This is a genomic window from Bryocella sp. (assembly GCF_058498515.1).
On record NZ_JBMHYI010000024.1, the window covers coordinates 185,137 to 208,252 of the forward strand.

The 23,116-nt window shown below is 62.9% G+C and carries 24 protein-coding genes; 20 read left to right on the forward strand and 4 right to left on the reverse strand.

Features of this window, described 5'->3' with window-relative positions; translation table 11 throughout:
* Positions 1-11: 11 nt before the first annotated feature.
* Positions 12-1,232, reverse strand: coding sequence for an acyltransferase family protein (locus tag AC5E6W_RS07710; RefSeq protein WP_491751692.1), 1,221 nt, complete (start codon positions 1,230-1,232; stop codon positions 12-14).
* Between the two features lie 429 nt (positions 1,233-1,661).
* On the opposite strand from AC5E6W_RS07710, the gene AC5E6W_RS07715 reads away from it, so the two are divergent.
* Positions 1,662-1,883: a DUF3185 domain-containing protein gene (locus AC5E6W_RS07715; RefSeq protein WP_491751693.1), complete on the forward strand. Its 222-nt coding sequence runs from the start codon at positions 1,662-1,664 to the stop codon at positions 1,881-1,883.
* 79 nt (positions 1,884-1,962) lie between these two features.
* Here the strand turns inward: AC5E6W_RS07715 and AC5E6W_RS07720 are convergent, their stop codons facing one another.
* Positions 1,963-2,274 carry a metal/formaldehyde-sensitive transcriptional repressor gene (locus tag AC5E6W_RS07720; protein ID WP_491751694.1) on the reverse strand — a complete coding sequence of 104 codons (312 nt, stop codon included), beginning with the start codon at positions 2,272-2,274 and terminating at the stop codon, positions 1,963-1,965.
* Positions 2,275-2,359: 85 nt separating this feature from the next.
* Here AC5E6W_RS07720 and AC5E6W_RS07725 point away from each other — a divergent pair, with 85 nt between their 5' ends.
* The 3 genes from AC5E6W_RS07725 to AC5E6W_RS07735 all read left to right on the forward strand — a co-directional run bounded on the left by AC5E6W_RS07725 (position 2,360) and on the right by AC5E6W_RS07735 (position 4,949).
* On the forward strand, positions 2,360-2,590 hold the full coding sequence (locus tag AC5E6W_RS07725) for a hypothetical protein (RefSeq protein WP_491751695.1): 231 nt from the start codon (positions 2,360-2,362) through the stop codon (positions 2,588-2,590).
* 29 nt (positions 2,591-2,619) lie between these two features.
* Positions 2,620-4,152, forward strand: a complete 1,533-nt coding sequence (locus AC5E6W_RS07730; protein ID WP_491751696.1) for a carbohydrate porin — start codon at positions 2,620-2,622, stop codon at positions 4,150-4,152.
* A gap of 224 nt (positions 4,153-4,376) precedes the next feature.
* Complete coding sequence (locus AC5E6W_RS07735; protein WP_491751697.1) at positions 4,377-4,949, forward strand: PepSY domain-containing protein; 573 nt, start codon at positions 4,377-4,379, stop codon at positions 4,947-4,949.
* A gap of 88 nt (positions 4,950-5,037) precedes the next feature.
* On the opposite strand, the gene AC5E6W_RS07740 is transcribed toward AC5E6W_RS07735, so the two are convergent.
* Positions 5,038-5,565 carry a hypothetical protein gene (locus AC5E6W_RS07740; protein WP_491751698.1) on the reverse strand — a complete coding sequence of 176 codons (528 nt, stop codon included), beginning with the start codon at positions 5,563-5,565 and terminating at the stop codon, positions 5,038-5,040.
* Positions 5,566-6,540: 975 nt separating this feature from the next.
* Between AC5E6W_RS07740 and AC5E6W_RS07745 the strand changes: the two genes are divergently transcribed.
* On the forward strand, positions 6,541-7,749 hold the full coding sequence (locus AC5E6W_RS07745; protein WP_491751699.1) for an L-lactate MFS transporter: 1,209 nt from the start codon (positions 6,541-6,543) through the stop codon (positions 7,747-7,749).
* Between the two features lie 41 nt (positions 7,750-7,790).
* Complete coding sequence (locus AC5E6W_RS07750; protein WP_491751700.1) at positions 7,791-8,735, forward strand: prepilin peptidase; 945 nt, start codon at positions 7,791-7,793, stop codon at positions 8,733-8,735.
* A 102-nt stretch (positions 8,736-8,837) separates the two neighbouring features.
* Here the strand turns inward: AC5E6W_RS07750 and AC5E6W_RS07755 are convergent, their stop codons facing one another.
* Positions 8,838-9,671 (reverse strand): GAF domain-containing protein, encoded by an 834-nt coding sequence (locus tag AC5E6W_RS07755; RefSeq protein WP_491751701.1) that lies wholly within the window; start codon positions 9,669-9,671, stop codon positions 8,838-8,840.
* Positions 9,672-9,818: 147 nt separating this feature from the next.
* On the opposite strand from AC5E6W_RS07755, the gene AC5E6W_RS07760 reads away from it, so the two are divergent.
* The 14 genes from AC5E6W_RS07760 to nuoK all read left to right on the forward strand — a co-directional run bounded on the left by AC5E6W_RS07760 (position 9,819) and on the right by nuoK (position 23,113).
* Positions 9,819-10,235, forward strand: a complete 417-nt coding sequence (locus AC5E6W_RS07760) for an NADH-quinone oxidoreductase subunit A (RefSeq protein ID WP_491751764.1) — start codon at positions 9,819-9,821, stop codon at positions 10,233-10,235.
* A gap of 75 nt (positions 10,236-10,310) precedes the next feature.
* Positions 10,311-10,820, forward strand: coding sequence for an NADH-quinone oxidoreductase subunit C (locus AC5E6W_RS07765; RefSeq protein ID WP_491751702.1), 510 nt, complete (start codon positions 10,311-10,313; stop codon positions 10,818-10,820).
* Positions 10,820-12,163, forward strand: a complete 1,344-nt coding sequence (nuoD, locus tag AC5E6W_RS07770; protein WP_491751703.1) for an NADH dehydrogenase (quinone) subunit D — start codon at positions 10,820-10,822, stop codon at positions 12,161-12,163. Before AC5E6W_RS07765 ends, nuoD begins: the two co-directional genes overlap by 1 nt.
* Positions 12,160-12,660, forward strand: a complete 501-nt coding sequence (locus tag AC5E6W_RS07775) for a hypothetical protein (protein ID WP_491751704.1) — start codon at positions 12,160-12,162, stop codon at positions 12,658-12,660. Before nuoD ends, AC5E6W_RS07775 begins: the two co-directional genes overlap by 4 nt.
* Positions 12,661-13,024: 364 nt before the next feature.
* Positions 13,025-13,444, forward strand: a complete 420-nt coding sequence (locus AC5E6W_RS07780; protein WP_491751705.1) for a GIY-YIG nuclease family protein — start codon at positions 13,025-13,027, stop codon at positions 13,442-13,444.
* A 314-nt stretch (positions 13,445-13,758) separates the two neighbouring features.
* Positions 13,759-14,061, forward strand: coding sequence for a transcriptional regulator (locus tag AC5E6W_RS07785; RefSeq protein ID WP_491751706.1), 303 nt, complete (start codon positions 13,759-13,761; stop codon positions 14,059-14,061).
* Positions 14,062-14,145: 84 nt separating this feature from the next.
* On the forward strand, positions 14,146-14,655 hold the full coding sequence (locus AC5E6W_RS07790; RefSeq protein ID WP_491751707.1) for an NADH-quinone oxidoreductase subunit NuoE family protein: 510 nt from the start codon (positions 14,146-14,148) through the stop codon (positions 14,653-14,655).
* An 88-nt stretch (positions 14,656-14,743) separates the two neighbouring features.
* Positions 14,744-15,895: a glycosyltransferase family 87 protein gene (locus AC5E6W_RS07795; protein ID WP_491751708.1), complete on the forward strand. Its 1,152-nt coding sequence runs from the start codon at positions 14,744-14,746 to the stop codon at positions 15,893-15,895.
* The gene (locus AC5E6W_RS07800; RefSeq protein ID WP_491751709.1) at positions 15,892-17,106 is read left to right on the forward strand and encodes a glycosyltransferase 87 family protein; all 1,215 of its coding nucleotides are present in this window, start codon (positions 15,892-15,894) and stop codon (positions 17,104-17,106) included. Before AC5E6W_RS07795 ends, AC5E6W_RS07800 begins: the two co-directional genes overlap by 4 nt.
* A 137-nt stretch (positions 17,107-17,243) precedes the next feature.
* Positions 17,244-18,578, forward strand: a complete 1,335-nt coding sequence (nuoF, locus tag AC5E6W_RS07805) for an NADH-quinone oxidoreductase subunit NuoF (protein WP_491751710.1) — start codon at positions 17,244-17,246, stop codon at positions 18,576-18,578.
* Positions 18,579-18,580: 2 nt separating this feature from the next.
* Positions 18,581-20,983, forward strand: coding sequence for a molybdopterin-dependent oxidoreductase (locus tag AC5E6W_RS07810; protein ID WP_491751711.1), 2,403 nt, complete (start codon positions 18,581-18,583; stop codon positions 20,981-20,983).
* A 128-nt stretch (positions 20,984-21,111) separates the two neighbouring features.
* Positions 21,112-22,176 carry an NADH-quinone oxidoreductase subunit NuoH gene (gene nuoH, locus AC5E6W_RS07815; RefSeq protein ID WP_491751712.1) on the forward strand — a complete coding sequence of 355 codons (1,065 nt, stop codon included), beginning with the start codon at positions 21,112-21,114 and terminating at the stop codon, positions 22,174-22,176.
* A gap of 124 nt (positions 22,177-22,300) precedes the next feature.
* A complete protein-coding gene (locus AC5E6W_RS07820) occupies positions 22,301-22,807 on the forward strand; it encodes an NADH-quinone oxidoreductase subunit J family protein (RefSeq protein ID WP_491751713.1) in 507 nt (168 codons plus the stop codon).
* A 3-nt stretch (positions 22,808-22,810) separates the two neighbouring features.
* A complete protein-coding gene (nuoK, locus tag AC5E6W_RS07825; RefSeq protein WP_491751714.1) occupies positions 22,811-23,113 on the forward strand; it encodes an NADH-quinone oxidoreductase subunit NuoK in 303 nt (100 codons plus the stop codon).
* Positions 23,114-23,116 lie beyond the last annotated feature (3 nt).

Genomic DNA, 23,116 nt, shown 5'->3' on the forward strand with positions numbered 1-23,116 from the left:
CAATCTTAACGCTATCCAGCGACTGGAGTCTGTGTCGCGAGTCCTTGCGAACTCGAAGACCTCGCCGGCATCGCATACCGGAAGTGCCGCTTGAACCGCAGCAGGGGCCACTCGATCAGCACCCACGTCAGCCGCCCCACACCGAGACTCAGCAGCACATCCACGCAGGTCTCCACCACGCGGCTGCCATACCGATGCCCCGGGACCACGAGCCGCCCGGCCAGAAAATGCTGCCGTCCTATCGCCACCGCGGTCAGTACCAGCGGATGGAACACATAGATGCTGTAGCTGTACTTCCCGAAGACCCGCAGCGGCGCAAACGAGAACGCTGTTCCCAGCCACTTGCTCCCGAGACACAACAGCAGCAGGCAGCCATACATCACCGCAAGCGCGCTATAGCCCAGCCGTCCGTCGAACGTTCCCTGCGCCACCATCCGCAGCGTCAACGCCAGCAAACCCAGAAAGATCGGAAGCGCCACCACGACGAATCTCCGCGCAGAAAAGCGCTCCAGCAGCAGCGCCAGCAACGCCCCTACCAGCAACGTATCGATCCGGAACGGCGTCAGGCGATACAGAAAGTTTGGATACTCCGCATTCAGCCGCGTCACCACCGGAAGGAAGCGAAGCCCGATCACGGCCAGCACTCCCAAGGCCGCCGCCATTTCCAGCGTTCGCCGCTCCAACCGCCGCACCACGAACGGCCAGAACGCATAAAACTGCTCTTCGATCGAAAGCGTCCAGTAGTGCGACACCATCGGAACCAGCAGGGGAACAAACGCCGTTCGCCAATTGGAGAGATTGAACCAGTACCACAGCTGCTCTGCCCGTCCGAACGCCCCGGCGTTGTGCAGCCGGAAGAACGCAGAGTGCGCGCTCAGCACCGGCCAGATCCAGAAGTAGATCGGCAGGCTCAGGTAGTACAGCGGAAACAGCCGCAGCGCGCGCCGGGCAAAGAAGACTCCGTAGTAGTTCGACGCGGGCCTGTGCTCGCGAAGCACCCGCGTGATGAGGAACCCCGAGAGGACAAAGAACAGGTCGACGCCCGTCCACCCGAACTGCGCCACATGGTTCAACCAGATCGCCGGCCGCGACACCACCTCATTGCTAGGGACCGAGCACGCATGGAAGAGGAGCACAAGGAGAATGGCTCCCCCTCGCAAACCGTCAAGTGCTGGTAAATGCTTCTCTTCAGGCATCAGGTAGAGTCTGGATCGTGCGCGTGCTGCGATCATACGCGATGCGCCAAAGCGAACGGCCTGCCACTTATGGCAGGCCGTTCGGCGGTGGACTGTGGGGATTGACCTGAGGGCACCCGTCCCCGGATGGGCCTCGGCAGGAGTCTGCGTTCAACTACAGACGGTAAGTTGCCAGGTCTAGAGCACGTTGCCCTAAGCCTCAGTCACCTCACGTTGTGTCTTCCAAGTACTACCAATCTTCATAGAGTTGGATCGCCCTCCTTTCCCGTGTTGCATCGCAGATTAGCTCCATGTCCTGTGCAGAGTCAACGCACGCAAACAATTCTTCTTCGATCGCATCACAACCAGCATCGGTCCGTTCCATTACGGCTCGGCCGGCCGACCAGCGCACCACTTCGCGTGCTCGCATCTCTGGGATACGCCTTCCCAATCTTCTGTTGTTTTTTCTACCTCTTGGAGCTGCCCATGAAACCCGCAACCCTCATCGGAATCGTCCTCATCCTCGTCGGCATCGTCGGCTTCGCCATCGGCGGCTTCAGCTTCACCCACGAGAAGCAGGACGCCAAGATCGGTCCGCTCGACATCGAGCACAAACAGACAGAAAGCGTGCCCATACCCCCGATCCTCAGCGGAATAGCTCTGGTCGGAGGTATCGCCCTGGTCGCCGTAGGAGCACGAAGCAAATAACCTGCGGGGGCTCACGCTAACGCGAAGCGCTACCGAGCGAAGCTAGCTACCCGCGCAGCGGCTAACGGCGCAGCCGCTGCTATTTCAGATACGCCCGCACCAGGTCGATCAAATCCTCGGCAATCTCGGGCGGCACAGCGCCCTTCTTGCCGACCACATGCAGGCGGATGTGGTCCTCCAGCACCTCGGCCATCAGGCTGTTGATCGCCCCACGCGCCGCCGCCAGCTGCATCAGCACGTCCGGGCAGTCATCGTCTTCCGATAGCGCCCGCTCCACCGCCGTGATCTGCCCCCGGATGCGCTTGACCCGGTTCAGCAGCTTCAGCCGCTCGCGGTCCTCGATCCCGTCCCCACCCTTTGCCGCTGCCGTCCGCCGCTTGTCTGCGCACATTTTAGCTTTTCCTTAATACCCTACCGGGGTATCCTATCAAAAGTGTATTCCCGTGCCGATAAAGACACAGAAAGGAGAAGCCCCCATGACCCTACCCGTCATCCGCACCCGCCTCATCCGCAGGTTCATTGCCACCGGCGAAACACGCTGCCCGCTCACCTGCGTCTGGTCCCTGCTGGAGGCTGGCACAGCCGTCAGCGCAACCAGCATCTCAGCGAGCAGCCCAACCACCGACGAACCCGAATTACCCTGGTCCGTCATCGGAGCACTCCTCTCATGGCGGACCCTTCACCCTCAAGTCACTCGCGCCTGCTAGGCTCGATCACGCCCTTCTTGTATCTGCTCATGACTCGAACTCCTCTTCCGCGCCCCGCCGCGCTGCTGCTCTTCGTCTGCCTCGCCGCCCCCAGCCTCGCGCTGGCGCAATCGCCACTGCCCGACGCACCGCCAGCCGACGACAACACCGCGCTGGCCGCGCCAGCCCAGGCGCCCGCAGACAAACCCGACGCAGACGAGCCCGAAGCCGCGACCACGCCGCTCACCCTCTTCCCCCATCCCGATGCCCAGCGCTGGCTCATCACCGGCCAGGCCAACATCATCTTCCAGGCCCACCCCGGCTTCCACTCGCCCTACTCGGATACCAACTCCATGCTCGCGCGCGGAGAGTACAAGACCTCGCTCGTCGGAACCCTCTTCCTCGGCTATGAGGTGAACGCGAATCCACGGTATGAGCTCGACGCCATCTACGACGAGGAGTCCGCCGGTGGCCGCGGCATCTCCGAGGCCCTTGGTCTCGCCGGCTTCACCAACCTCGACGTCGTCCGCAATCCCTCGCTCGGCCCCATCCCCTACCTCGCTCGCGTCCAGCTCCACCAGACCATCGGCTTCACCGACAAGATGGTCGACCAGGAGCGTTCTCCCTTCGCGCTCGCTACCCGCGTGCCGGAACGGAGATTAGATCTCCGCTTCGGCAAAATGGGTCTGCCCGACGTCCTCGACCTCAACGGCCCCGGCTCCGACTCCCACCTGCAGTTCATGAACTGGACCGCCGACAACAACGGCGCCTGGGACTACGCCGCCGACACCCGCGGCTACACCTACGCCGGCATCTTCGAATACGACGACAAGCAGTGGAGCGCGCGCTACGCCCTCGCGCTCATGCCCACCATCGCCAACGGCATCGACCTCCAGTGGAACCTTCGCCGCGCCAGCGGCCAGAACGTCGAGCTTGAGTACCGCCGCACGCCCTTCGCCTGGCTTCCCGCGCATCTCCTCGATCCCAAACGCCAGGGCACCGTGCGTCTCCTCGGCTACGTCAACCACGCCAACATGGGCGACTACCGCGTCCAGAACGAGCTCGCCCTCTTCGCCCGCGCCCATGGCAATCCCACCGCCACGCCCGTCATCACTGCCCATCCCGAGCAGACCACGGTCAAGTACGGCGTCACGCTCAACTTCGAGCAGGAGATCACCGACGACGCGCGCCTCTTCGGCCGCTTCGGCTGGAACGAAGGCCAGCACGAAAGCTACGCCTACACCGAGGTCGACCAGACCTTCGAGCTCGGCGGCGACCTCAAGGGCACACGCTGGAAGTTCTGGGGCCAGCCGCGCCCCAACGACAAGCTAGGCGTCGTCTTCATCAGCAACGCCATCAAGCGCGACCACCAGCAGTACCTCGCGCTCGGAGGCCTCGGCTTCCTGCTCGGCGACGGAGCCCTGAACTACGCTCGCGAGGACATCCTCGAGGCCTACTACAACGCACACAACTGGCGCGGCCTCTTCACCGCCTTCGACTTCCAGTTCGTAGCTCACCCCGGCTACGACCAGGACCGCGGTCCCGTCGCCGTCTTCAGCGTCCGCACACATGTGGACTTCTAAGGGGCGATAGAGTCTCGGCTTCGACGAGCTGTCGATGGACCTCCAACCCCTCGAAGGATGTGTCATTTCGACCGAAGCGGGACAGCTTCACCGTCCTGCGCAGCGGAGAAACCTGCTGCTAGTGCCCACACGTCCCAACTTCGCCGGATGAACCAGACTTCATCCCCGCTGCGCAAGATCGCGACGGAATTCGATAGTGGATGACATAGAATCAGCGCAATCCTATGTCATCCGCTTCTGCAAGCTTCCTCCGCGTCCTGCGCAAGGTACACCTCTACGTCGGCGTGTTCATCGCCCCCGCGCTGCTCTTCTTCTCCCTCACCGGAGCGCTGCAGACGTTCAGCCTGCACGAGACCACTCGCGGCTCCAGCTACAAGCCCGCCCGCTGGATCATGGTGCTCGCCCAGATCCACAAGAAGCAGACCGACGTCATGCCCCCGCCCAAAACCAAAGCCCCGGGCCCCGACGCTCGCAAGGCTGACGGCGACGCTCTCGCACCGCCCGAAGGCGGCAAGCATCATCACGACGGCGACGACGCCTCGAAGCCGCAGGCAACGGCTCCCGCAGATTCCACCCCCGCGATGAAGGCGCCGGCCCCCACCGCTCCCGCAACGCCTCCGCCCCCGCAGAAGTCCCACCTGCCCGAGAAGATCTTCTTCCTCATCGTCGCCGTCGGTCTGTTCACCTCGACCCTCAGCGGCATCTACATGTCCTACAAGTACAACAGCAACAAGATCGTGGTCACTACGCTGCTGATCCTCGGCATCGTGATTCCGCTCCTCTTGCTCAAGTTCTAAAGTCGATTACAGACAAACAAAAGCGGCTGCCATCTGGCAGCCGCTTTCGCATTGCGTTCCTATGAGTCTGTGAAGCAGTCAGGCGCGCTTAGCGACGTCCACCGCCACCGCCGCCGTGGAAGCCTCCGCCGCCACCGCCATGGAAGCCTCCGCCTCCGCCGCCGAAGCCGCCACGAGCTGCACCACCACCGGCAAAGCCGCGAGCTCCGCCACCCGCATAACCGCCACGGTAGCCGCCCGCATATCCACCACGATAGCCACCACCGTAGCCGCCACGATACCCGCCATAGCCATAACCTACCCGGCCACCGTAGCCATAGCCACGACCATAGCCGCCACCGTACCAGTGCGAGTGGTACCACGGGCCTACGCCGATGAAGACGCCATTCAGAAAGTAGTCAGGTCCCCAGTAACCATAAGGCGCGCACGAATAGGGATAGCTCGCGTAGTAGCCGTACGGACATCCTGGCTCCGCATACACCGGTCCGCCATACACCGGGCCGCCGATCCCAACTCCCACCGATACTTGGGCGTTAGCCTTCTTCGCAGGCATCAATAGAAACAGACCAAGGATTGCCAGCCAACCCAGCTTGCCGAGATTGCGTAAGTTCCGCATTGTGTTTCCTCCTCCAGCAACCGAGTCCTCAATCCCACCCAGGGCATCGATCGCTGTGAGAGCCAGCCGTCTCCGGCATAACTCCCTTCGCTTAGTAGGAACCCAGCCAGCGCGAGATTGTTGCACGCCGCTCCAAGGTCTTCCTGTGAGTACCGCGCATTGCTACCGTGTGGCCGCAAACCCTTGTAAATATGCGGCTTCCACGCATGATTGAAGCGCAGATTCGCACTGCAATTACTGCATCCTTTTGAGTGCATCGTGCATCGCGGGATGCGCGACCGGACAGCATCTCTGTAGGCTCGCTGATCGCACAACGTAACCCAGCGCTCACATCTGCTTGTGTTCCAAGTCACAGTCCGCTCTCTCCCCTCCCCCTACATTCCAAGTCGAGGCAAGACCAGCGAAGCGCTGATGCGAGAGATCCCTGCAGTCACGCAATGGCTCCGGCCTGGAGATGTGGCCGCACCTGCATCTCCCGACAAGACAACACCAACAGCGCAAGATCTTTTGACGACCTGGCGAATGACCTCAACGCGCGGATCCATGGCCCGGCAACCCTACCGGCGCTGCGGAACGCAGGGAAGCCGTCCGCGCAGAAGCCGCAGCCAACACCGAAGCCGGTGCTGACTGCGCAGAAATAAGGACCGGGCGCGTGGGAACTTGTCTCCGGACACCCACGCGACACAACACCGGCACGACCGTGCTGCGGTCTTCCTCCCCGCAGCCGATACGACCGGTGATCGAGGCGGGTTGCGTGCTGGCGAAATGAGAGCCGCCAGCAGGCCCCGCGAGGCTGGTGCGACAGGATGCGGATCAATCGAAATTGATCCGCATCCTGCAGCCTCACACCAAATTCGAAGGAAAACATCCGCTACGTGGCTTCCCGGTGCCAATTCCGCACGCCCCCCATGGCCGCGCCTCCTTTTTCTAGCGCCGCACACACGTTAGCGGCATCGAACGACCGAGGGCACTCTCGTGAAAGTCAATCGTTGGGGCATCGCCTTTGCTGGAATCGTGTTGCAGGTCGTCCTGGGATCCGTCTACGCCTGGAGCGTCTTCCGGACGCCGCTGACCAGGTCCTTCCACTGGTCCATCTCGCAGGTCACGCTCACCTTCACCATCTGCATTCTGGTGCTCGGCTTCTCGGCATTTTTCGGTGGACTCTGGATCAGCCGCGTCGGCCCCATGATCGTCGCGCTCACAGGAGCCTTCCTCTACGGCCTCGGGACCGCGCTCGCGAGCCTCTCCGCCAACAGCCTGTCCACCCTGTACCTCACCTACGGCCTGATCGGCGGCATTGGCCTCGGCTTCGCCTACATCGTTCCCGTCGCTGTGTTGGTCAAATGGTTCCCTGATCGCCGCGGCCTCATCACCGGCATCGCGGTGGGAGGATTCGGCGCCGGCGCGCTCATCACCGCTCCCGTTGCGACCAGGCTCATCGCCAGCGTCGGCGTGCTGCACACCTTCCTGTACCTTGGCATCGTCTACGCCATCCTCGGCATGCTGGCCGCGCTCTTCATGCGCAACCCCGAGCCCGACTGGAAGCCTGCCGGCTGGTCGCCCTCGGCAGCCCTGACTGCCCAACGCACCTCCGCCAGCTACACCCTCAGCGGTGCTCTGCGCACCTGGCAGTGGTGGGCCCTCTGGCTCATCCTGTTCCTCAACACCAGTGCAGGCATCTCGCTCATCTCGCAAGAGTCTCCCGTCTTTCAGGAGCTTGCCAAGGTCACAGTCGTCGCGGCTGCCGGCATGGTTGGCATCGTCAGCATCGGCAATGCCGTGGGACGCGTCTTCTGGTCCTGGGTCTCGGATCTCCTCAGCCGCCGCATCACCTTCATCATCACCTTCCTCCTGCAGGTCGCGCTCTTCTGGCTGCTTCCAGGCACGAGCTCGGCTGCGGCATTGACCGTCATCGCCTTCGTCATCCTCATGTGCTACGGCGGCGGCTTCGGGACCATGCCGGCCTTCGCTGCCGACTACTTCGGCCCCACCAACGTCGGCTCCATCTACGGACTCATGCTCACCGCCTGGGGAGCCGCCAGTGCCTTTGGGCCACTGCTCGTCGCCCACGCGCGCCAGGCCACCGGAAACTACCGCACCGGCTTCCACATCCTCGCCGCGGTCGTCCTGATCTCCACCATCATCCCCATCGCAATTCGCCCACCGGCAGCCGCACAGAAGTGACCCACGGGCTCTCCATGAGGCCCCTATACACTTGAAGCACGATGCTGCTTCCCTTCGAGTTGATCGCATTCCTCGCGGGCCTCGTGCTCGGCAGCTTCCTCAACGTCTGCATCGCCCGCCTGCCCAATCACGAGAGCATCGTGAGGCCGCGCTCCCACTGCCCGCGCTGCATGGCGACGATCCACTGGTACGACAACATCCCCATCCTCAGCTGGATCCTGCTGCGCGCCCGCTGCCGTTCCTGCCGCTCCACCATCCCCTGGCGCTATCCCCTCGTCGAGCTGGGCGTCGGCTGCTGGGCCGCTCTCGTCACACGCGTCTACATCATCACCGCGGAGCAGGCCTCGAGCCTCGGCTCCGCGACCCTCATACCCACCGTGAGCACCTTCAGCATGCCCACGCTCATCCAGATGACAGGTGTCTTCGTCCTCGGCTTCCTGCTCATCGGCCTCATGGTCATGGACTGGCAGACCCACACCCTGCCCGACGCCTTCACCCTCACCGGCGCCGGCATCGGCTTCCTGCTCGCCTGCGTCCGCAGCGCCTACCTCGGGCCACACGAGGATGAAGTCGTTCTCCACGGACGCAACCCCATCTCCAGCGCCGGAGCCACCCAGGACGCCGGCACCATGGTCCTCACCGGTCCCGAGCACTATGTGATGAGCCGACTCCTCGCCATCGTCCTCGCTGCCGGCCTGGTGCTCGCCGTACGAGCCCTCTACAAAGCCGTCCGCAAGCAGGAAGGCCTAGGCCTCGGCGACGCCAAGCTCATGGCGATGATCGCCGCCTTCCTCGGCTTCGGGCCGTCGATCCTCGCGCTCTTCACCGGTGTCTTGCTGTGCGCCTTCTACGCCGTCTCTTTGCTCGCACAAAAAAGAGCCGACTCCCAGACCGCGGTACCGCTCGGTACCTTCCTGTCCATCGGAGGCCTCTTCGCCGCACTGCTCTCCGCCCCCGTACTCAGCTGGTACACCTCGTTCTTCTAGGGGCCTCTAACGAAGTGGCACGAATGGCAGGTCACGGCTTCAACCGCTGGGGTACGTTTTCGTTTTGCTCTCGGCCTACGACAAGCTCCGGACCCTCACCCGCTAAACCACCAACGGCGGCAAAACATCCGTCGGCACACGCCGCGTCTGTACGGCCGCAATCGACACATCCAGCAGTGTGGCCACCTGCGCCGAGAGCAGCGCCAGGTCACTCTCCGCCTGTTCCAGGTACGCCTGCGCGTTCGCTGGATCATGCCGCGCCAGGAACAGCGTATTCGTCAGGCTCTGCAGCGGATTGTTGATCCGGTGAGCCAGGTGATGCGCCATCTCCGCGACTGCGACTGCCTTGGCGCTCTCATGCAGCAGCCTCTGATGATGCTGGTGCCGCACAATGATCGACGCAAAGTCCGCCAGGCTCGACAGCAGAGCGTAGTCTTCCTCGTCGAACGCCGCATCCGACGTATGCGACACCGCCCACAGCGTGCCGTTCAACGATTCGGTCGACCACGGAATCATCACGCCATCGGTCACCGGCCGGGCGGGTACGCCCAGGCGATCGTAATAGAGCTTCGACGCCCGGAACAGTTGCGGCCGGCCCGAATCGATACACGCTCCGCACGGGCTGAAGTGCCGTGGCGCCCGTCCATCCAGATACTTTGAGAAACTCCCCGCCACCACCACCCAGCGAAAGCTGTCACGCTCCGGCTCTTCCAGCGAGATTCCCGCGCCATCCGCGCCGCAGAACTCCACCGCCGTGTTCGCCAGTTCCTGCAGCACCGACTCCGGCTGCGCCGCAAACGACCGCGACAACCGCCGCAACGCCATCGACTCGCGATTCCCGTCGCGAACTCTCCGCGGCCGGCCACGGAAAGAGTCGTCCGTCAGCAGATCGCGCAGGTAAATACCGCTGTCCAGCATCGTGTCGGAAGAATACAAGGGGCCCCGGGGGTTCTAGTGAGAGTGTACTCCTCAGCCTCCGGTCCCCGAATTCACCGCAAATACTTGCGCTCGGCACCGGACGAACCAGCGGATCGCACACCATCCTTGACCCTCAACACCCGCGCTCCTACACTTAACCTGACCATGCCTGCTCAAACCCCAGTCCCGTACATCTGGCAATACATTCCTCTGGCGCTCCAGGTCCTCGTCGCGCTCGCCGTGGCCGGCGGTATGGTCGCCATGTCGTACTTCATCGGCAAGCACAAGCGCTCCCGCGTCAAGCTCGAGCCCTACGAGTGCGGCATGGACCCGGTCGGCGACGCCCGCAGCCGCTTCAGCGTGCGCTTCTACATGGTCGCCATGCTCTTCATCCTCTTCGACGTCGAAGCCGTCTTCATGCTGCCCTGGGCCGTCATCTACCGCCGCCTGCCCGCCATCACCGGCTCGCGCATGTTCGGCTTTTGGGAGATGCTCGTCTACCTCGGCTTCGTCGCCGTCGGCCTCTTCTATGTCTGGAAAAAAGGCATCCTCAACTGGTCCAGCGACAAGGCCGACCTCTAGCTCTCCTCGAATTGCATTGCTTGGCCCTTGGCCCTTGGCCCTCGGCCCCGAACCCTGGCTTCAGGACCCTCATTCATGGCTGACCCAATCATCAACCCCTCGACCCCGCAAGCCGTCTTCGGCAAGCAAGCCGTCGCCGAAGCCCTCGCCGACCACGTCGCCGTTCGCGCGCTGGAAGCCTTCATCACCGACGCCAAGTGGGACCGCAGCGAGCTCACCCTCACCGTCGCACCCGAGACCCTCATCGCCGCCATGAAGGCCGCCCAGGCCGCCGGCTACAACTTCTTCGAAGACTGCACCGCCGTCGACTGGTATCCGTCCGAGCCCCGCTTCCAGGTGAGCTACTCGCTCCTCTCGCACGCCCTCAAGCAGCGCATCCGCATCATCTCCCGCCTCGACTCCGAGTCCCCCATCATCGACTCCGTCACCGGCGTCTATCCCGCCGCCAACTTCTACGAGCGCGAAGTCTTCGACCTCTTCGGCATCAAGTTCGCCGGACACCCCCGCCTCACCCGCATCATGATGCCCGACAACTGGAACGGTCATCCCCTGCGCAAGGACTACCCCGTGGAGGGCTACCGCTAATGTCGACCCCAGTTCTCGAACACAATCCCTTTACCGAAGACAAGAACAAGCCCACCGACTCCACGGGCGCCACCCTCGCCGGTTTCCGCGCCGCCGAAGACCTCCTCATCCCCGACGTCCAGGACGTCGTCGCGGACGTGGCTACGCACCACAAGCCCCACGGCTCCGATCCCATCTCCGACAACACCATGGTCCTCAACATGGGACCCCAGCACCCGTCCACCCACGGCGTGCTCCGCCTCGTCATCGAGATCGACGGCGAGACCATCGTCTCCATGGCCCCGGACATCGGATACCTCCACACCGGCATCGAGAAAACCTGCGAAGCCAAGTTCTACAACCAGGTCACGCCCCTCACCGACCGCATCGACTATCTCTGCCCCATGACCAACAACACGGCCTACGCCCTGGCCGTGGAAAAGCTCCTCCAGCTCGAAGTCCCCGAGCGCGCCCAGTGGCTCCGCGTCCTCTTCAATGAGCTCACCCGCATCCAGTCGCACCTCGTCTGGCTCGGAACCCACGCCATGGACATCGGCGCGCTCACCGTCTTCCTCTACTGCTTCCGCGAGCGCGAACAGCTGCTCCGCATCTTCGAAGCCGTCAGCGGCCAGCGCATGATGACCAGCTACGTCCGCATCGGCGGCGTCTCGCTCGAGCCACCCCTCGACCTCTTCAAGACCATCAAGGAATTCCTCGACGACTTCCCCTCCAAGATCGCCGAGTACGAAGGCCTGCTGCAGAACAATCCCATCTGGCGCAATCGCCTCATGGGCGTCGGCATCTTGAGCGCCGCCGACGCGGTCGCCCTCGGCGTCACCGGCCCGCCCCTGCGCGCGTCAGGCGTCGACTTCGACGTTCGCCGCGACATGCCCTACGACGCCTACGCCAAGTTCCAGTTCAACGTCCCCGTCTCCAACGTCGGCGACGTCTGGGCGCGCTACGAAGTCCGTATGCAGGAGATGCGCGAGAGCGTCAAGATCTGCCGCCAGGCCCTCGAAGGCCTCCCCGAAGGCCGCGTCGTCGCCCACGCCCCCAAGATCCTCGTCCCCGACCGCGAGCAGATGAAGACCCAGATGGAAGCCCTCATTCATCACTTCAAAATCGTCACGGAAGGCTTCCAGGTCCCCGCCGGCGAGGTCACCTCCTCCGTCGAAGCCCCCCACGGCATGATGAACTACTACGTCGTCTCCGACGGCACCGCGAAACCCGTCCGCGTCCACATGCGCAACGCCGACTTCGCCAATCTCCAAGCCCTGGAAACCATGTGCAAAGGCAAACTCATCGCCGACGTGGTAGCCATCATCGGCAGCATCGACATCGTCCTCGGAGCCATCGACAGATGAAGACTAAATACGAACTGCCATCGCCGTTCACGAACGCTTTTTCTACAGCACAGTATCGGGCTGAAACAGCTTTCAAGTTTTGGGCGAAACTGAGGGCTGTCATGTTCAGCTTCGTCGAAGAGCTTGCGCCGATGGCCAAGCTCGGATCAGTTGAATTTGAGGACGGCGATGAGTCAAATTCCATCCGAGTGAGCTACCTTGGCCGCAATTTATGGATTTGGTGCGACCTTGCCGAGAACGTCATCTCATATGCTCTCTTCCCTGTGGCTGCACCTCACGACCCGTCGAGCAGCAGGCATCCGCAGCCAACTGAAGCGGGACGCGTCACACTCGATGCGGATGGACGGATTGTGATCCCGAAAGACGTCCGCTTAGCTCTGCGTAATTCTTTCGAGGTGCATGACACTTGGCCGCCGGAGCAACAGTTAGCAGAACAGCTCCTTACCAAGCTGTTCATGCCGCACTGGGATGATCCCCGTTTTGGCTTCTCTCGCTAAAACCATGCCGCGTGCCCCATCCATGTGCGGCTCCATCGCGCATGGGTGGGAACACAAACCGCTCGCGCCGCCTCTTCCGAATCCAAGCACGAACGGCAGGTTACCCCTTCAGGGCCCAATAGTGGACCACCCAAAATGTGTCATCTCGACCGAAGGCCGCGCACTTTGCGGCCGCAGCGGAGAGACCTGCTGGAAAGACCGCGCCGTGAGCAGGATCGCAGTGACGGCAAGCAGGTCTCTCCACTTCCCCCTCGGCTCGCTGGGCTCGCTCGAGATGACACAGATGAGGGAGAGGCGAAATTGGCCTCTATCCGCGCATTATGCCGCGTAGTACTCTCCCTCCATCGCGGAGCCAGAGCAGCGCATGCGCGACCATACCTACTTCGTTTACATCATGGCCAGCCGCAGCCGAACGCTGTACATCGGCTTCACGTCGGATCTCCGTGTTCGCGTCCAGCAACACCGCGAGGGCACCTTCGAGGGCTTCACCAGCCGCTCTGACTGCCACCGTCTCGTCTACTACGAGTCCTTTGGTTATGTGAATCACGCCATCGCGCGCGAGAAGCAGCTGAAACGATGGTCGCGCGCCAAGAAAATCATTCTGGTCGAACTGACCAACCCAACATGGGAGGACCTGAGCGAAGAATGGGGCAAACCCACCGCACCGTGGAAAGAGCCAGCGAACCCCGGCACCACCGATGAGCCAAACTCCAAGTCCGAAGCACTGTCTAAACTACGAACAATGTGTCATCTCGACCGAAGGCCGCGCACTTTGCGGCCGTAGCGGAGAGACCTGCTTTCGGACAGGTCCTGCTCCCTCAAAGACCTCGCTTCTCCGCTCGATGGTTGCTGTCAATGGGAGTGCCTCCCCATTCCACACAAAACGGCGCACCACCCCAGGCGATTCCGCGATAACGCCCCTGGCACAATCACCCACCCCAACCCGCTATCATGGTCACAGGGCCTTACCCTGCGCGCTAAACCGCGAACCGACGCTAGCAGCTTCCGCCGCAAAGACCAAAATGGGAAGGTCCACCCCTAAAGTCTCTATTTTGAACATTTGCACAAAACAGGGGGGGGGAGGGGGGTACCACCACGATGACCGATCAGCTCCAAGCCGAACTCTGGACCTCCTGGGCCTCCATGCTGCGCGTCTACTCCGCCGCCCACGGACTCAACGCCGCCGAGCACGCCGTCACCGAGGTCTCGCCTGACTCCATCACCCTCCGCGTCGGCGCCCGCTGGCTCCGCTTCACCCCCACCGAGGTGACCGCGAGCGATGGCGCTGCCCTGCCCTTCGCGATCCACGAAGACGGAACGGTAGCCATCGGCAGCGAAGCTCCCGAAGAGCTCGACATGGCCGCCGAACGCCTCACCCGCGAGATGCTCTACCCCGCCTGACGACCGATGCGCGCAACATCGCGTATCGATTTCCGCGCCGTCCCTCTTGGCCCTGAGCGTTGAACCCTATACCCTAGAGGAGCTATGGCCGCTATCGCCAACTCGATCTTCTCTCCTGCTACCGCCTCGCGTTTCGACAAGCTGGTCACGATCTATCCGGTGCAGCGTTCGGCGCTGGTGCCGATGCTGCTCTACGCGCAGGACGACCTCGGCTACGTCTCCGATGAAGCCGTCGCGGAGATCGCCCAGCGTCTCGATCTGCTCGAACTCGATGTGCGCAACGTGCTCAGCTATTACTCCATGCTGCGCACCAAGCCTGCCGGCAAGTACAACGTGCAGGTCTGCACCAACATCAGCTGCATGCTGCGCGGCGGCTTCGAGCTGCTGGATCACTGCAAGCACAAGCTGGGCATCGGCCATAAGGGCGTCACCGACGATGGCCTCTTCTCCCTCGAAGAAGTCGAGTGCATCGGCGCCTGCTGCTGGGCTCCTGCCGTGCAGGTCAACTACGACTTCCACGAGAACCTGACGCCGGCCAAGATGGACCAGGTACTGGACGACTACGCTGCGGGCCGCGGCACGGACGTAAAGTAGCGTGCCCGGCGGCGCTTCGCTGCGACGCCGTTGGATTCCCTTCTTCATCGCCTGCTGTTTTCTTCTGGCGCTGATGGAGTTGCTGGGTGTGAGCGCCCTGAAGAGCCGCACCAGCGGTCCCGACTTCAGATCGTTCTACGCTGCCGGTCGCCTCGTTCGCACCGCGCCGCACAGCCTCTACAACCTCGATGCGCAAAAGCAGGTAGAAGACAGCTTCGTCTTCCCCGCGCCGATCGTGCTGCCGTTCTACCATCCCGCCTACGAGGCTCTGCTCTTCGCGCCCTTCGCGCTACTCTCTTTCTCCACGGCGTACGCCGCGTTCATGGCATTCAACGCGGTTTTGCTGCTCGCAATCTTCTTCGCCGCACCGGACGATCTCGCGCGTCCACTGGCTCTGGAGAACGAGTGGCCCGGGTTCATGCTGATCCTCTTCGCTCCCGTCCTCGTCGCCTTCTGGCACGGGCAGGATTCGCTGCTCCTGCTGCTGCTCTGCGCTCTCATGTGGCGAGCGATCCAGCGCGGCGAGGATGTCTCAGCGGGACTCCTTCTGTCGCTCGCGCTCTTCCGGTTCCAGTTCGCCCTGCCCATCGCGCTGATCGTGTCCGCGCGCCGGGGCTGGCGCTTCGCGGGAGGCTTCCTTGCCGGCGGCGCTGGTGTTGCCCTGCTCTGCCTTGGTCTCGTAGGCCGCGCTGGATTGCAACAGTGGTTCGGCCTCATCGCCGACAGCAGCCTCGCCGGAACACAGAGCGGTATCGTCCAGCACACGCTGGGGATCTACCCCGGCAGCATGCCCAACCTCCGAGGCCTGCTCTACGTCTGCGGAACTAGCCGGCTCGCCCCGCATACCGCATTTTTGTTGGTCGCGATGGCCTCCCTTATCGCTCTCGGCGCCAGCATCTGGCGGGCCAGGCGATGCGGTTCCGACCGCTTGGCAGTGGCAGTCGCGTTGCTGTGTGCTGCAGTAATCAGCTACCACATGAACTTCCACGATCTCTCCCTTGTGCTGTTGCCACTGGGATTGCTGGCTCCGCGGTTTCCAATGGGCTTTACCCTGCTCGGCGTCCTCGCGCCCAACGTTGTGTTCTTCGTACTTGGCCAGCGATGGAATTTCCTGCTGGCGCTCCTCACCTTAGTGCTGCTGGCATGCTGCTTCCACAGGAAGAGCCTGTATCTCTCGGAAGATCATCGTTCTGGGATGCTTGATGGCGCCTTGTCTTCCCTCCAGGATCCGACCGCATGACACGGAATTCTCTGGCAGCGTCTTCCACAATCAAGCTCACGCCGTTTCTTATTGGCTGCGTGATACTGCTCGCGATCTTCGAGGGTCTGAGCGCCTACGTCACCAGCCTTCCCGGGAAGTCGCCTGACTTCCGCACGTTCTACGCCGCAGGCTATCTCCTGCGCACGGATCGAGCCCACTTTTACGACTTGGACGCGCAGGCCCGCGTCGAGAACGAGCAGGTCTCGCCCGCGCGCCTGCAACTGTACTTCAACCACCCGGCCTATGAAGCATTGGTCGACGCACCCTTCGCACTGCTGCCCTTCAAGGCCGCCTACCGCGCGTTCATGGTCTTCAACGTTGTGCTGATGCTGCTATGCGTCCTGGTCGCGCGTGGACCGTTCAGCCGCATCCTGCCCGTCGTCAACCCCAGCCCCGGGCTGGCGATGTTCCTCTTCGCCCCGCTGCTGCTGGCGCTCGCCCAGGGGCAGGACTCGATCCTCTTCCTGCTCTGCGTGTGCCTGTGCTGGCGCGAGATGGATCGGGGCAACGATCTCGGTGCTGGCGCAGCGCTGGCGCTCGCGCTCTTCCGGTTCCAACTGGCGATCCCAATGGCGATCCTGCTGGCCGTCCGCCGCGGATGGAAGTTCGCCGCGGGCTTCATCGCAGCGGGAGCGGGCGTTGCTGGGCTCTGCGTTGCTATTGTCGGCATCCACGGAATCCGCGCACTGCTGCGGCTGATCACGCTCACCAGCGGAGCAAGCCAGAGCGCGGCAGCGCAGACCATCATCCTCGAGCCCAGGGCCATGGCCAACCTGCGCGGCCTGCTTTACGCCTGCACCACCCGCTGGCTCTCGCCGCATGTGGGACTGCTGGTCGTCGCGCTGGCATCCTGCGTGGTGCTTGCCGCATGCGCGCTCTGGATGCGCCGCAGCACGAGCCTCGACAGCGCCTTTGCGATCGCGGTGCTGGGAGCGATCCTGCTCAGCTACCACCTGTTCCTGCACGATGTGACCTTGCTGCTTCTTCCACTCGTGCTGCTGGCAGGTCGCGCTCCAAATTGGCTGTTGCTGACGGCCTATGTGACGCCTGCGATCGCCCTGCTCTTCCTGGGCGGCGACTGGTACTGGGTCGCGGCCGTGCCGATGATCGCACTGCTCGCAATCACTGCGCTCTCTGGGCACGGAGACGCTCGCATTGCGTCGAAGGCAGAGCTTGCAGGCGCGAAATGAACGCAGCGTGTGCAGCGCAGCAACACAGATTTTGCAAAACGTCTGCAAGAGGCTTACGAAGTTCGGCCTTGAGCGTCGCGACACACAAGCATCGAGGTATAGAATGAGGGCTCAGGGCTGTTTCAGGGGAAATTGCATTGCCAACACTCGTCTCCCATCCCGATGAAGTGCGCGTGATATCGCGCCGATTTGGCCAGGGCGCAGCCGATATCGAAAGGTATCTGGAGCTCGATGGCTACAAGGCCGTTCAGAAGGCGCTCGAAAATGGTCCCGACTGGATCGTCAATGAGATGAAGGCCTCAGGCCTTCGCGGGCGCGGTGGCGCCGGCTTTCCGACGGGCATGAAGTGGAGCTTCGTGCCCAAGCAGAGCGAGAAGCCGAAGTACGTGCTCGTCAATGGCGACGAATCCGAGCCCGGCACCTGCAAAGATCACGTCATCTTCCTGCACGATCCTCACGCCATCATTGAGGGCACGATCATCGCTGGCCTCGCTATTGGCGCGAAGATGGGCTTCATCTATCTGCGCGGAGAGTATCGCTACCTGCTGAAGATCGTCGAGAAGGCCGTCGCCGATGCGTATGCCAAGGGCTTCCTCGGCAAGAACATCTTCGGCAAAGACGGCGTGGACTTCGACATCGTCACGCAGACGGGTGCGGGAGCCTATGAGGTCGGCGAAGAGTCGGCGCTCATGGAGTCGCTCGAAGGCAAGCGCGGTGTGCCGCGCATCAAGCCTCCGTTCCCTGCTGTCGTCGGCCTGTACGGCGGGCCCACCGTCATCAACAACGCCGAGACCATCGCCAACGTTCCGCACATCCTGCTGATGGGTGGGCCGGAGTACGCCAAGCTGGGCACCGAACGCAACGGCGGCACGCGCCTGTTCGGCATCTCCGGCCACGTCAACAAGCCTGGCGTCTACGAGCTGCCTATGGGCTACTCGCTGCGCAAGGCCATCTATGAAGTGGCCGGGGGCATCCCTGGTGGCAAGGCGCTGAAGGCTGTCGTTCCTGGTGGCTCAAGCTGCCCGGTGCTGAAGGCCGATGAGATCGATGTAGGTCTGGACTTCGACCAGATGGCGAAGGCCGGAACGATGCTCGGCTCAGGCGGCATTGTGGTGCTGGATGAGACCGTGTCGATCGTGGAGTTCGCTCTGCGCACGATCAGGTTCTACCAGCATGAATCCTGCGGCTGGTGCATTCCCTGCCGCGAAGGCACGGACTGGCTGAAGAAGACGCTGACGCGCTTCCATGCCGGCGCCGGCAACAAGAAGGACATCGACAATATTCAGTACCTCGCCGAAAACATGATGGGCCGCACGTTCTGCCCGCTCGGCGATGCGGCAGCGATGCCCACGCTCGGCTTCATCAAGAAGTTCCGCTCGGAGTTCGAGGAGTACCTCGAAGGCAAGCGCGTGGACCATCCGCTGATTCAGATTCAACCCTACGGCGAGCCGGAGCTCGCGGGAGCGCATTAGAGATGGCGGACGTATCGTTCACCGTAGACGGTAAGAAGCTGACCGCCCCCGCGGGTACCCTGCTCATTGATGCCTGCAAGTCCGCAGGCATTGAGATCCCGGCCTTCTGTTACTACCCTGGCCTCTCGCTGCAGGCTGCGTGCCGCATGTGCGTGGTGCGCATCGAAAAGCAGCCCAAGCTGGCGACCGCCTGTACCACTACCGTGGGCGAAGGCATGGTGGTCATCACCGAGTCGCCCGAGATCGCGCAGGCCCGCAAGGCGACACTGCAGCTGCTGCTCGGCAACCACCCGCTGGACTGCCCCGTGTGCGATGCCGGCGGCGAGTGCGAGCTGCAGGACATGACCTTCAAGTACGGTGCGGCCGAGAGCTTCTATACCGAGCCGAAGAATCATCGCGAGGAGCAGCAGTGGTCGCCGGTGGTGTACTTCGATCGCCCCCGCTGCATCCTCTGTTACCGCTGCGTGCGCATGTGCGGCGAGGGCATGGACGTCTTCGCGCTGGGCATTCAAAATCGCGGCTCGTCCTCGGTCATCGCGCCCAACGTTCCCGCGCAGCTCTCGCCCGAAAACATCGCGCAGCTCGACTGCGAGCAGTGCGGCATGTGCATCGATGCATGCCCAGTGGGTGCGCTCACCTCCGGCGCGTACCGCTACAAGACCCGGCCGTGGGAGATGAACCACGTCGCCACCACCTGCACGCATTGCGGCGACGGCTGCAAGGTGACCCTCGGTGTGCGCTCGGTTGCCGACGGCAGCGAGATCATCCGCGGCGACAACCGCGACAAGAGCGGCATGAATGGCGACTTCCTCTGCAACAAGGGACGATATGCCTTCGACTTCAACAACAGCTCCGAGCGCCTGACGCAGCCTCTGGTGCGCAAAGCCGGCAAGCTCACTCCCGTCTCCTGGGAGGAGGCGCTGGCCGCCGCAGCCAAGGGCCTCGCCGACGCCCGCGATCATCGCGGCCCGAAGTCCGTCGGCGTCATCGGCTCCAACCGCACCACCAACGAAGAGAACTACCTGCTGCAGAAGTTCACGCGCACGGTGCTGGGAACAAACAATATCGATCACCACCGCACCGCCGACTTCTACACACTCGCCAAGGCGCTTGAGGGCACGACGTTGCCCGATGGCCGCGCCCGCTTCGCCTCGCAGCATTGTGTCGAGAAGTCCCCCGCGATCCTGCTGGTCGGCGGCGACCCCACCAACCAGGCTCCCCTGACCGCGTGGAACATCCGCACCAACGTGCGCCAGAACCGCGCCCGCGTGTACATCGCGAATCACGAAGAGATCAAGCTCCGCCGTCAGGCGAAGGCCTTCCTCCAGGTACAACAGTTCGGCTACGGCTCCTTCGCCAGCTACCTTGCGGGCGATGACACAGCCGCCGAGGCCGCCTCGATCGTCGCCCAGGCCGATGCGATGTCGGCCTTCCGCGATGCCGTGAAGGCCGAAGAGAAGCTGGTGGTCGTCGTCGGCAATGAAGTCCGCGGCGGCGAACTCAAAGCCCTGGTCGCGGCTCTGCCCCATGCCAAGTTTTCCCTGCTCAGCGACTATGCCAACTCGCGCGGCGCTTCCGATATGGGCGTGCTGCCCGATGCACTCCCCGGCTACCAGCCGCTTGCCTCTGGCGTCATCGCCGGAGAGTACAGCGCGAACAACCGTCCCGCACCCACCGATCCCGGCCTCGATCTGCTGGCCATGTTCGACGCTGCGGCAGCCGGCAACCTCGCCGCACTGTACGTTGTCGGCTCGAATCCGGTGGCTCGCTACAACGTTGATCCCGCCACGCTCACGAAGACCTTCCTCGTCGTGCAGGACCTGTTCCTCACCGAGACCGCGGCACTGGCCGACGTCGTTCTGCCAGCCGCTTCGCTCTACGAGAAGGGTGGCTCGATCACCAACTCCTACGGCGATCTGCAGCTTGTCGCCAAGGCCGCCGACCGCGCGGGTGTTCGCTCCGATTTCGAGCTGATCGTTCGCCTCGCCGACAAGATTGGTCATGAGGTGAAGTCTCTCGTTCCCTTCGGCAAAGGCCTTCGCGCCGACATGGGGCAGTCCCGCGGCGCGCAGTCGGGCGAAGCCGACCGCCACGCCGTATGGCTCACCGCGCACGGCATGGAGCCCAAACTCTCGCCCTTCGATCCCTTCGCCATCCTCGATGAGATCCAGCGCGTGGTGCCCGGCTACGACCAGCTCTCGCGCCTGAAGTTGCTGGCCGGCAACGACCAGCACATCGCTCCCGCAACGCAGGGCCTGGTGCAGATCGAGAACCGCAAGGACCTCGTGCTGCCCTCCTCCGACACGCTGTTCACCTCGGGCTCGCTGACCAAGTATTCGCCCTCACTCAAAGCCATCGATCGCCACCAGTCTGTTGAGGTGGCCGACCATCTTGCCGCCGACTAGAACGAAGCTGCTAGCTGCTAGCCTCTAGCTTCTAGCGAGAACTCAACATTTGCCGCATCACGCAGTCGACAGCCGCTGCTGATGTATTGGCTAGAAGCTAGGAGCTAAGGGCTAGAAGCTATCTACTCATGCCTCATCTAAGCCAACTTCAGATTTTTCTGCTCCTGACCCTCGTCAAGGTCGTGGTGGTGTTCGTCATCACACTCACCGGCGTGGCCTACACGGTGCTGCTCGAGCGCAAGTTCCTTGGCCGCCTGCAGAACCGCTGGGGCCCCTCACGCGTGGGCCCGTTCGGCCTCTTCCAGCCGCTGGCCGATGGCATCAAGCTCTTCCTCAAGGAAGACATGATGCCGCTCGCCGTCGAGCGTCCCTTGTTCATCCTGGCGCCGGTCATCGCCCTCAGCTGCGCCATGATCTCGGTCGGCGTGGTTCCCTTCGGGCAGCAGCACCTCATCGGCCAGACGGGCGTCGACGCCTTCCAGATCGCGAACCTCAACATTGGCCTGCTGGTGATCCTTGGCATCACCTCGGTCGGCGTCTACGGCATCACGCTCTCCGGCTGGAGCGCGAACAACAAGTACACCCTCTTCGGCTCCCTGCGCTCCACCGCTCAGATGATCAGCTACGAGCTCGCGCTCGGCCTGTCGCTGGTGGGCGTGGTGCTTCGCGCCGGTTCGCTCTCGCTGCGCGACATCGTCAACTCGCAGTCGCACTATGGCATGCTCAGCTGGAACATCTTCGGCGGCCTGCAGGTCGTCGGGTTCTTCGTGTACATGATCGCTGCATACGCCGAAACCAACCGCGCACCCTTCGACCTCGCCGAGGCTGAGAGCGAGATCATCGGCTATCACGTCGAGTACAGCTCGATGAAGTTCGCGATGTTCTTCATGGCGGAGTACGCGAACATGATCACGGTCTCCTGCGTGGCTACGCTGCTGTTCTTCGGAGGAGCAGGCTCGCCCTTCGGTCATCTCTTCGACCACGTCTTCGCCACCGGCATCCTCTCGATGATCCTTCCGGTGCTGTGGTTCGTCTTCAAGGTCTTCTGCTTCCTGCTCCTCTATATCTGGGTGCGCGCGACGCTGCCGCGCTTCCGCTATGACCAACTCATGAGCTTCGGTTGGAAGTTCCTGATGCCGGTTGCGATCCTCAACATCCTGGCCACGGCTCTGTGGCTGGCCTATCGCGGTTAGCACTTCCGCCCGCGGCTGACGGCTTCAGCCCGCGAACGGCGCAGTACAATCGGTACGAAGCCAACCATCTGAACGCAAGTGAGGCGGACGGACGACGTCCCGCCTCGAGAGAACCTGGACGCTGATGCAACTCGCGCTATTTCTCATCTTCGGTGTGCTGGCGGTGCTGGCAGGTCTGAACCTGCTGGCGCAGCGTCACCCCATCAATTCGGCGCTCTCGCTCATCGTGGTGATGCTGTCGCTGGCGGTGCTGTACTGGTCGCTGGGCGCGGAGTTTCTCGCGGCCGCCCAGGTCATCGTCTACTCGGGCGCCATCATGGTGCTCTTCGTCTTCGTGATCATGCTGCTGAACGCTGGCGAAGAGGTAAAGTCCAAGGGTTCACGCATCGCTTCGATCGCGGGCTTCCCCGGTGCCGCCGCCATCTTCTGCGTGCTCGCCTTCGCGTTCCTCTCCGAGCGCGACAAGTTCGGCCTGACGAACCTCGGCGGCGAGCTCTCCAACGCAACCTCGAACATCACCGAGATCTCGCGCGTGCTCTTCACGTCGCTGCTGCTGCCCTTCGAGGTCACCTCGATCCTGATTCTTGTCGCGATTCTCGGCGCCGTTGTGCTGGCGCGGAAGGAGCTGTAGACGATGGTTCCCGTCGCGTACTACCTCGTCCTCGCAGCTGTCCTCTTCTCCATCGGCGTGGCGGCGTTCCTCATCAAGCGCAACGTCATCACCATCTTCATGTCCATTGAGCTGATGCTGAACGCAGTGAACCTGACCTTCGTGGCGTTCTCGCATATGTGGCACCAGGTCTCAGGACAGATCTTCGTCTTCTTCGTGATGGTGGTGGCAGCGGCCGAAGCTGCTGTGGGACTCGCCATCATCATCTCGCTCTTCCGTACGCGCCAGACCCTCAACGTGGACCAGATCAACTTGTTGAAGGACTAAACC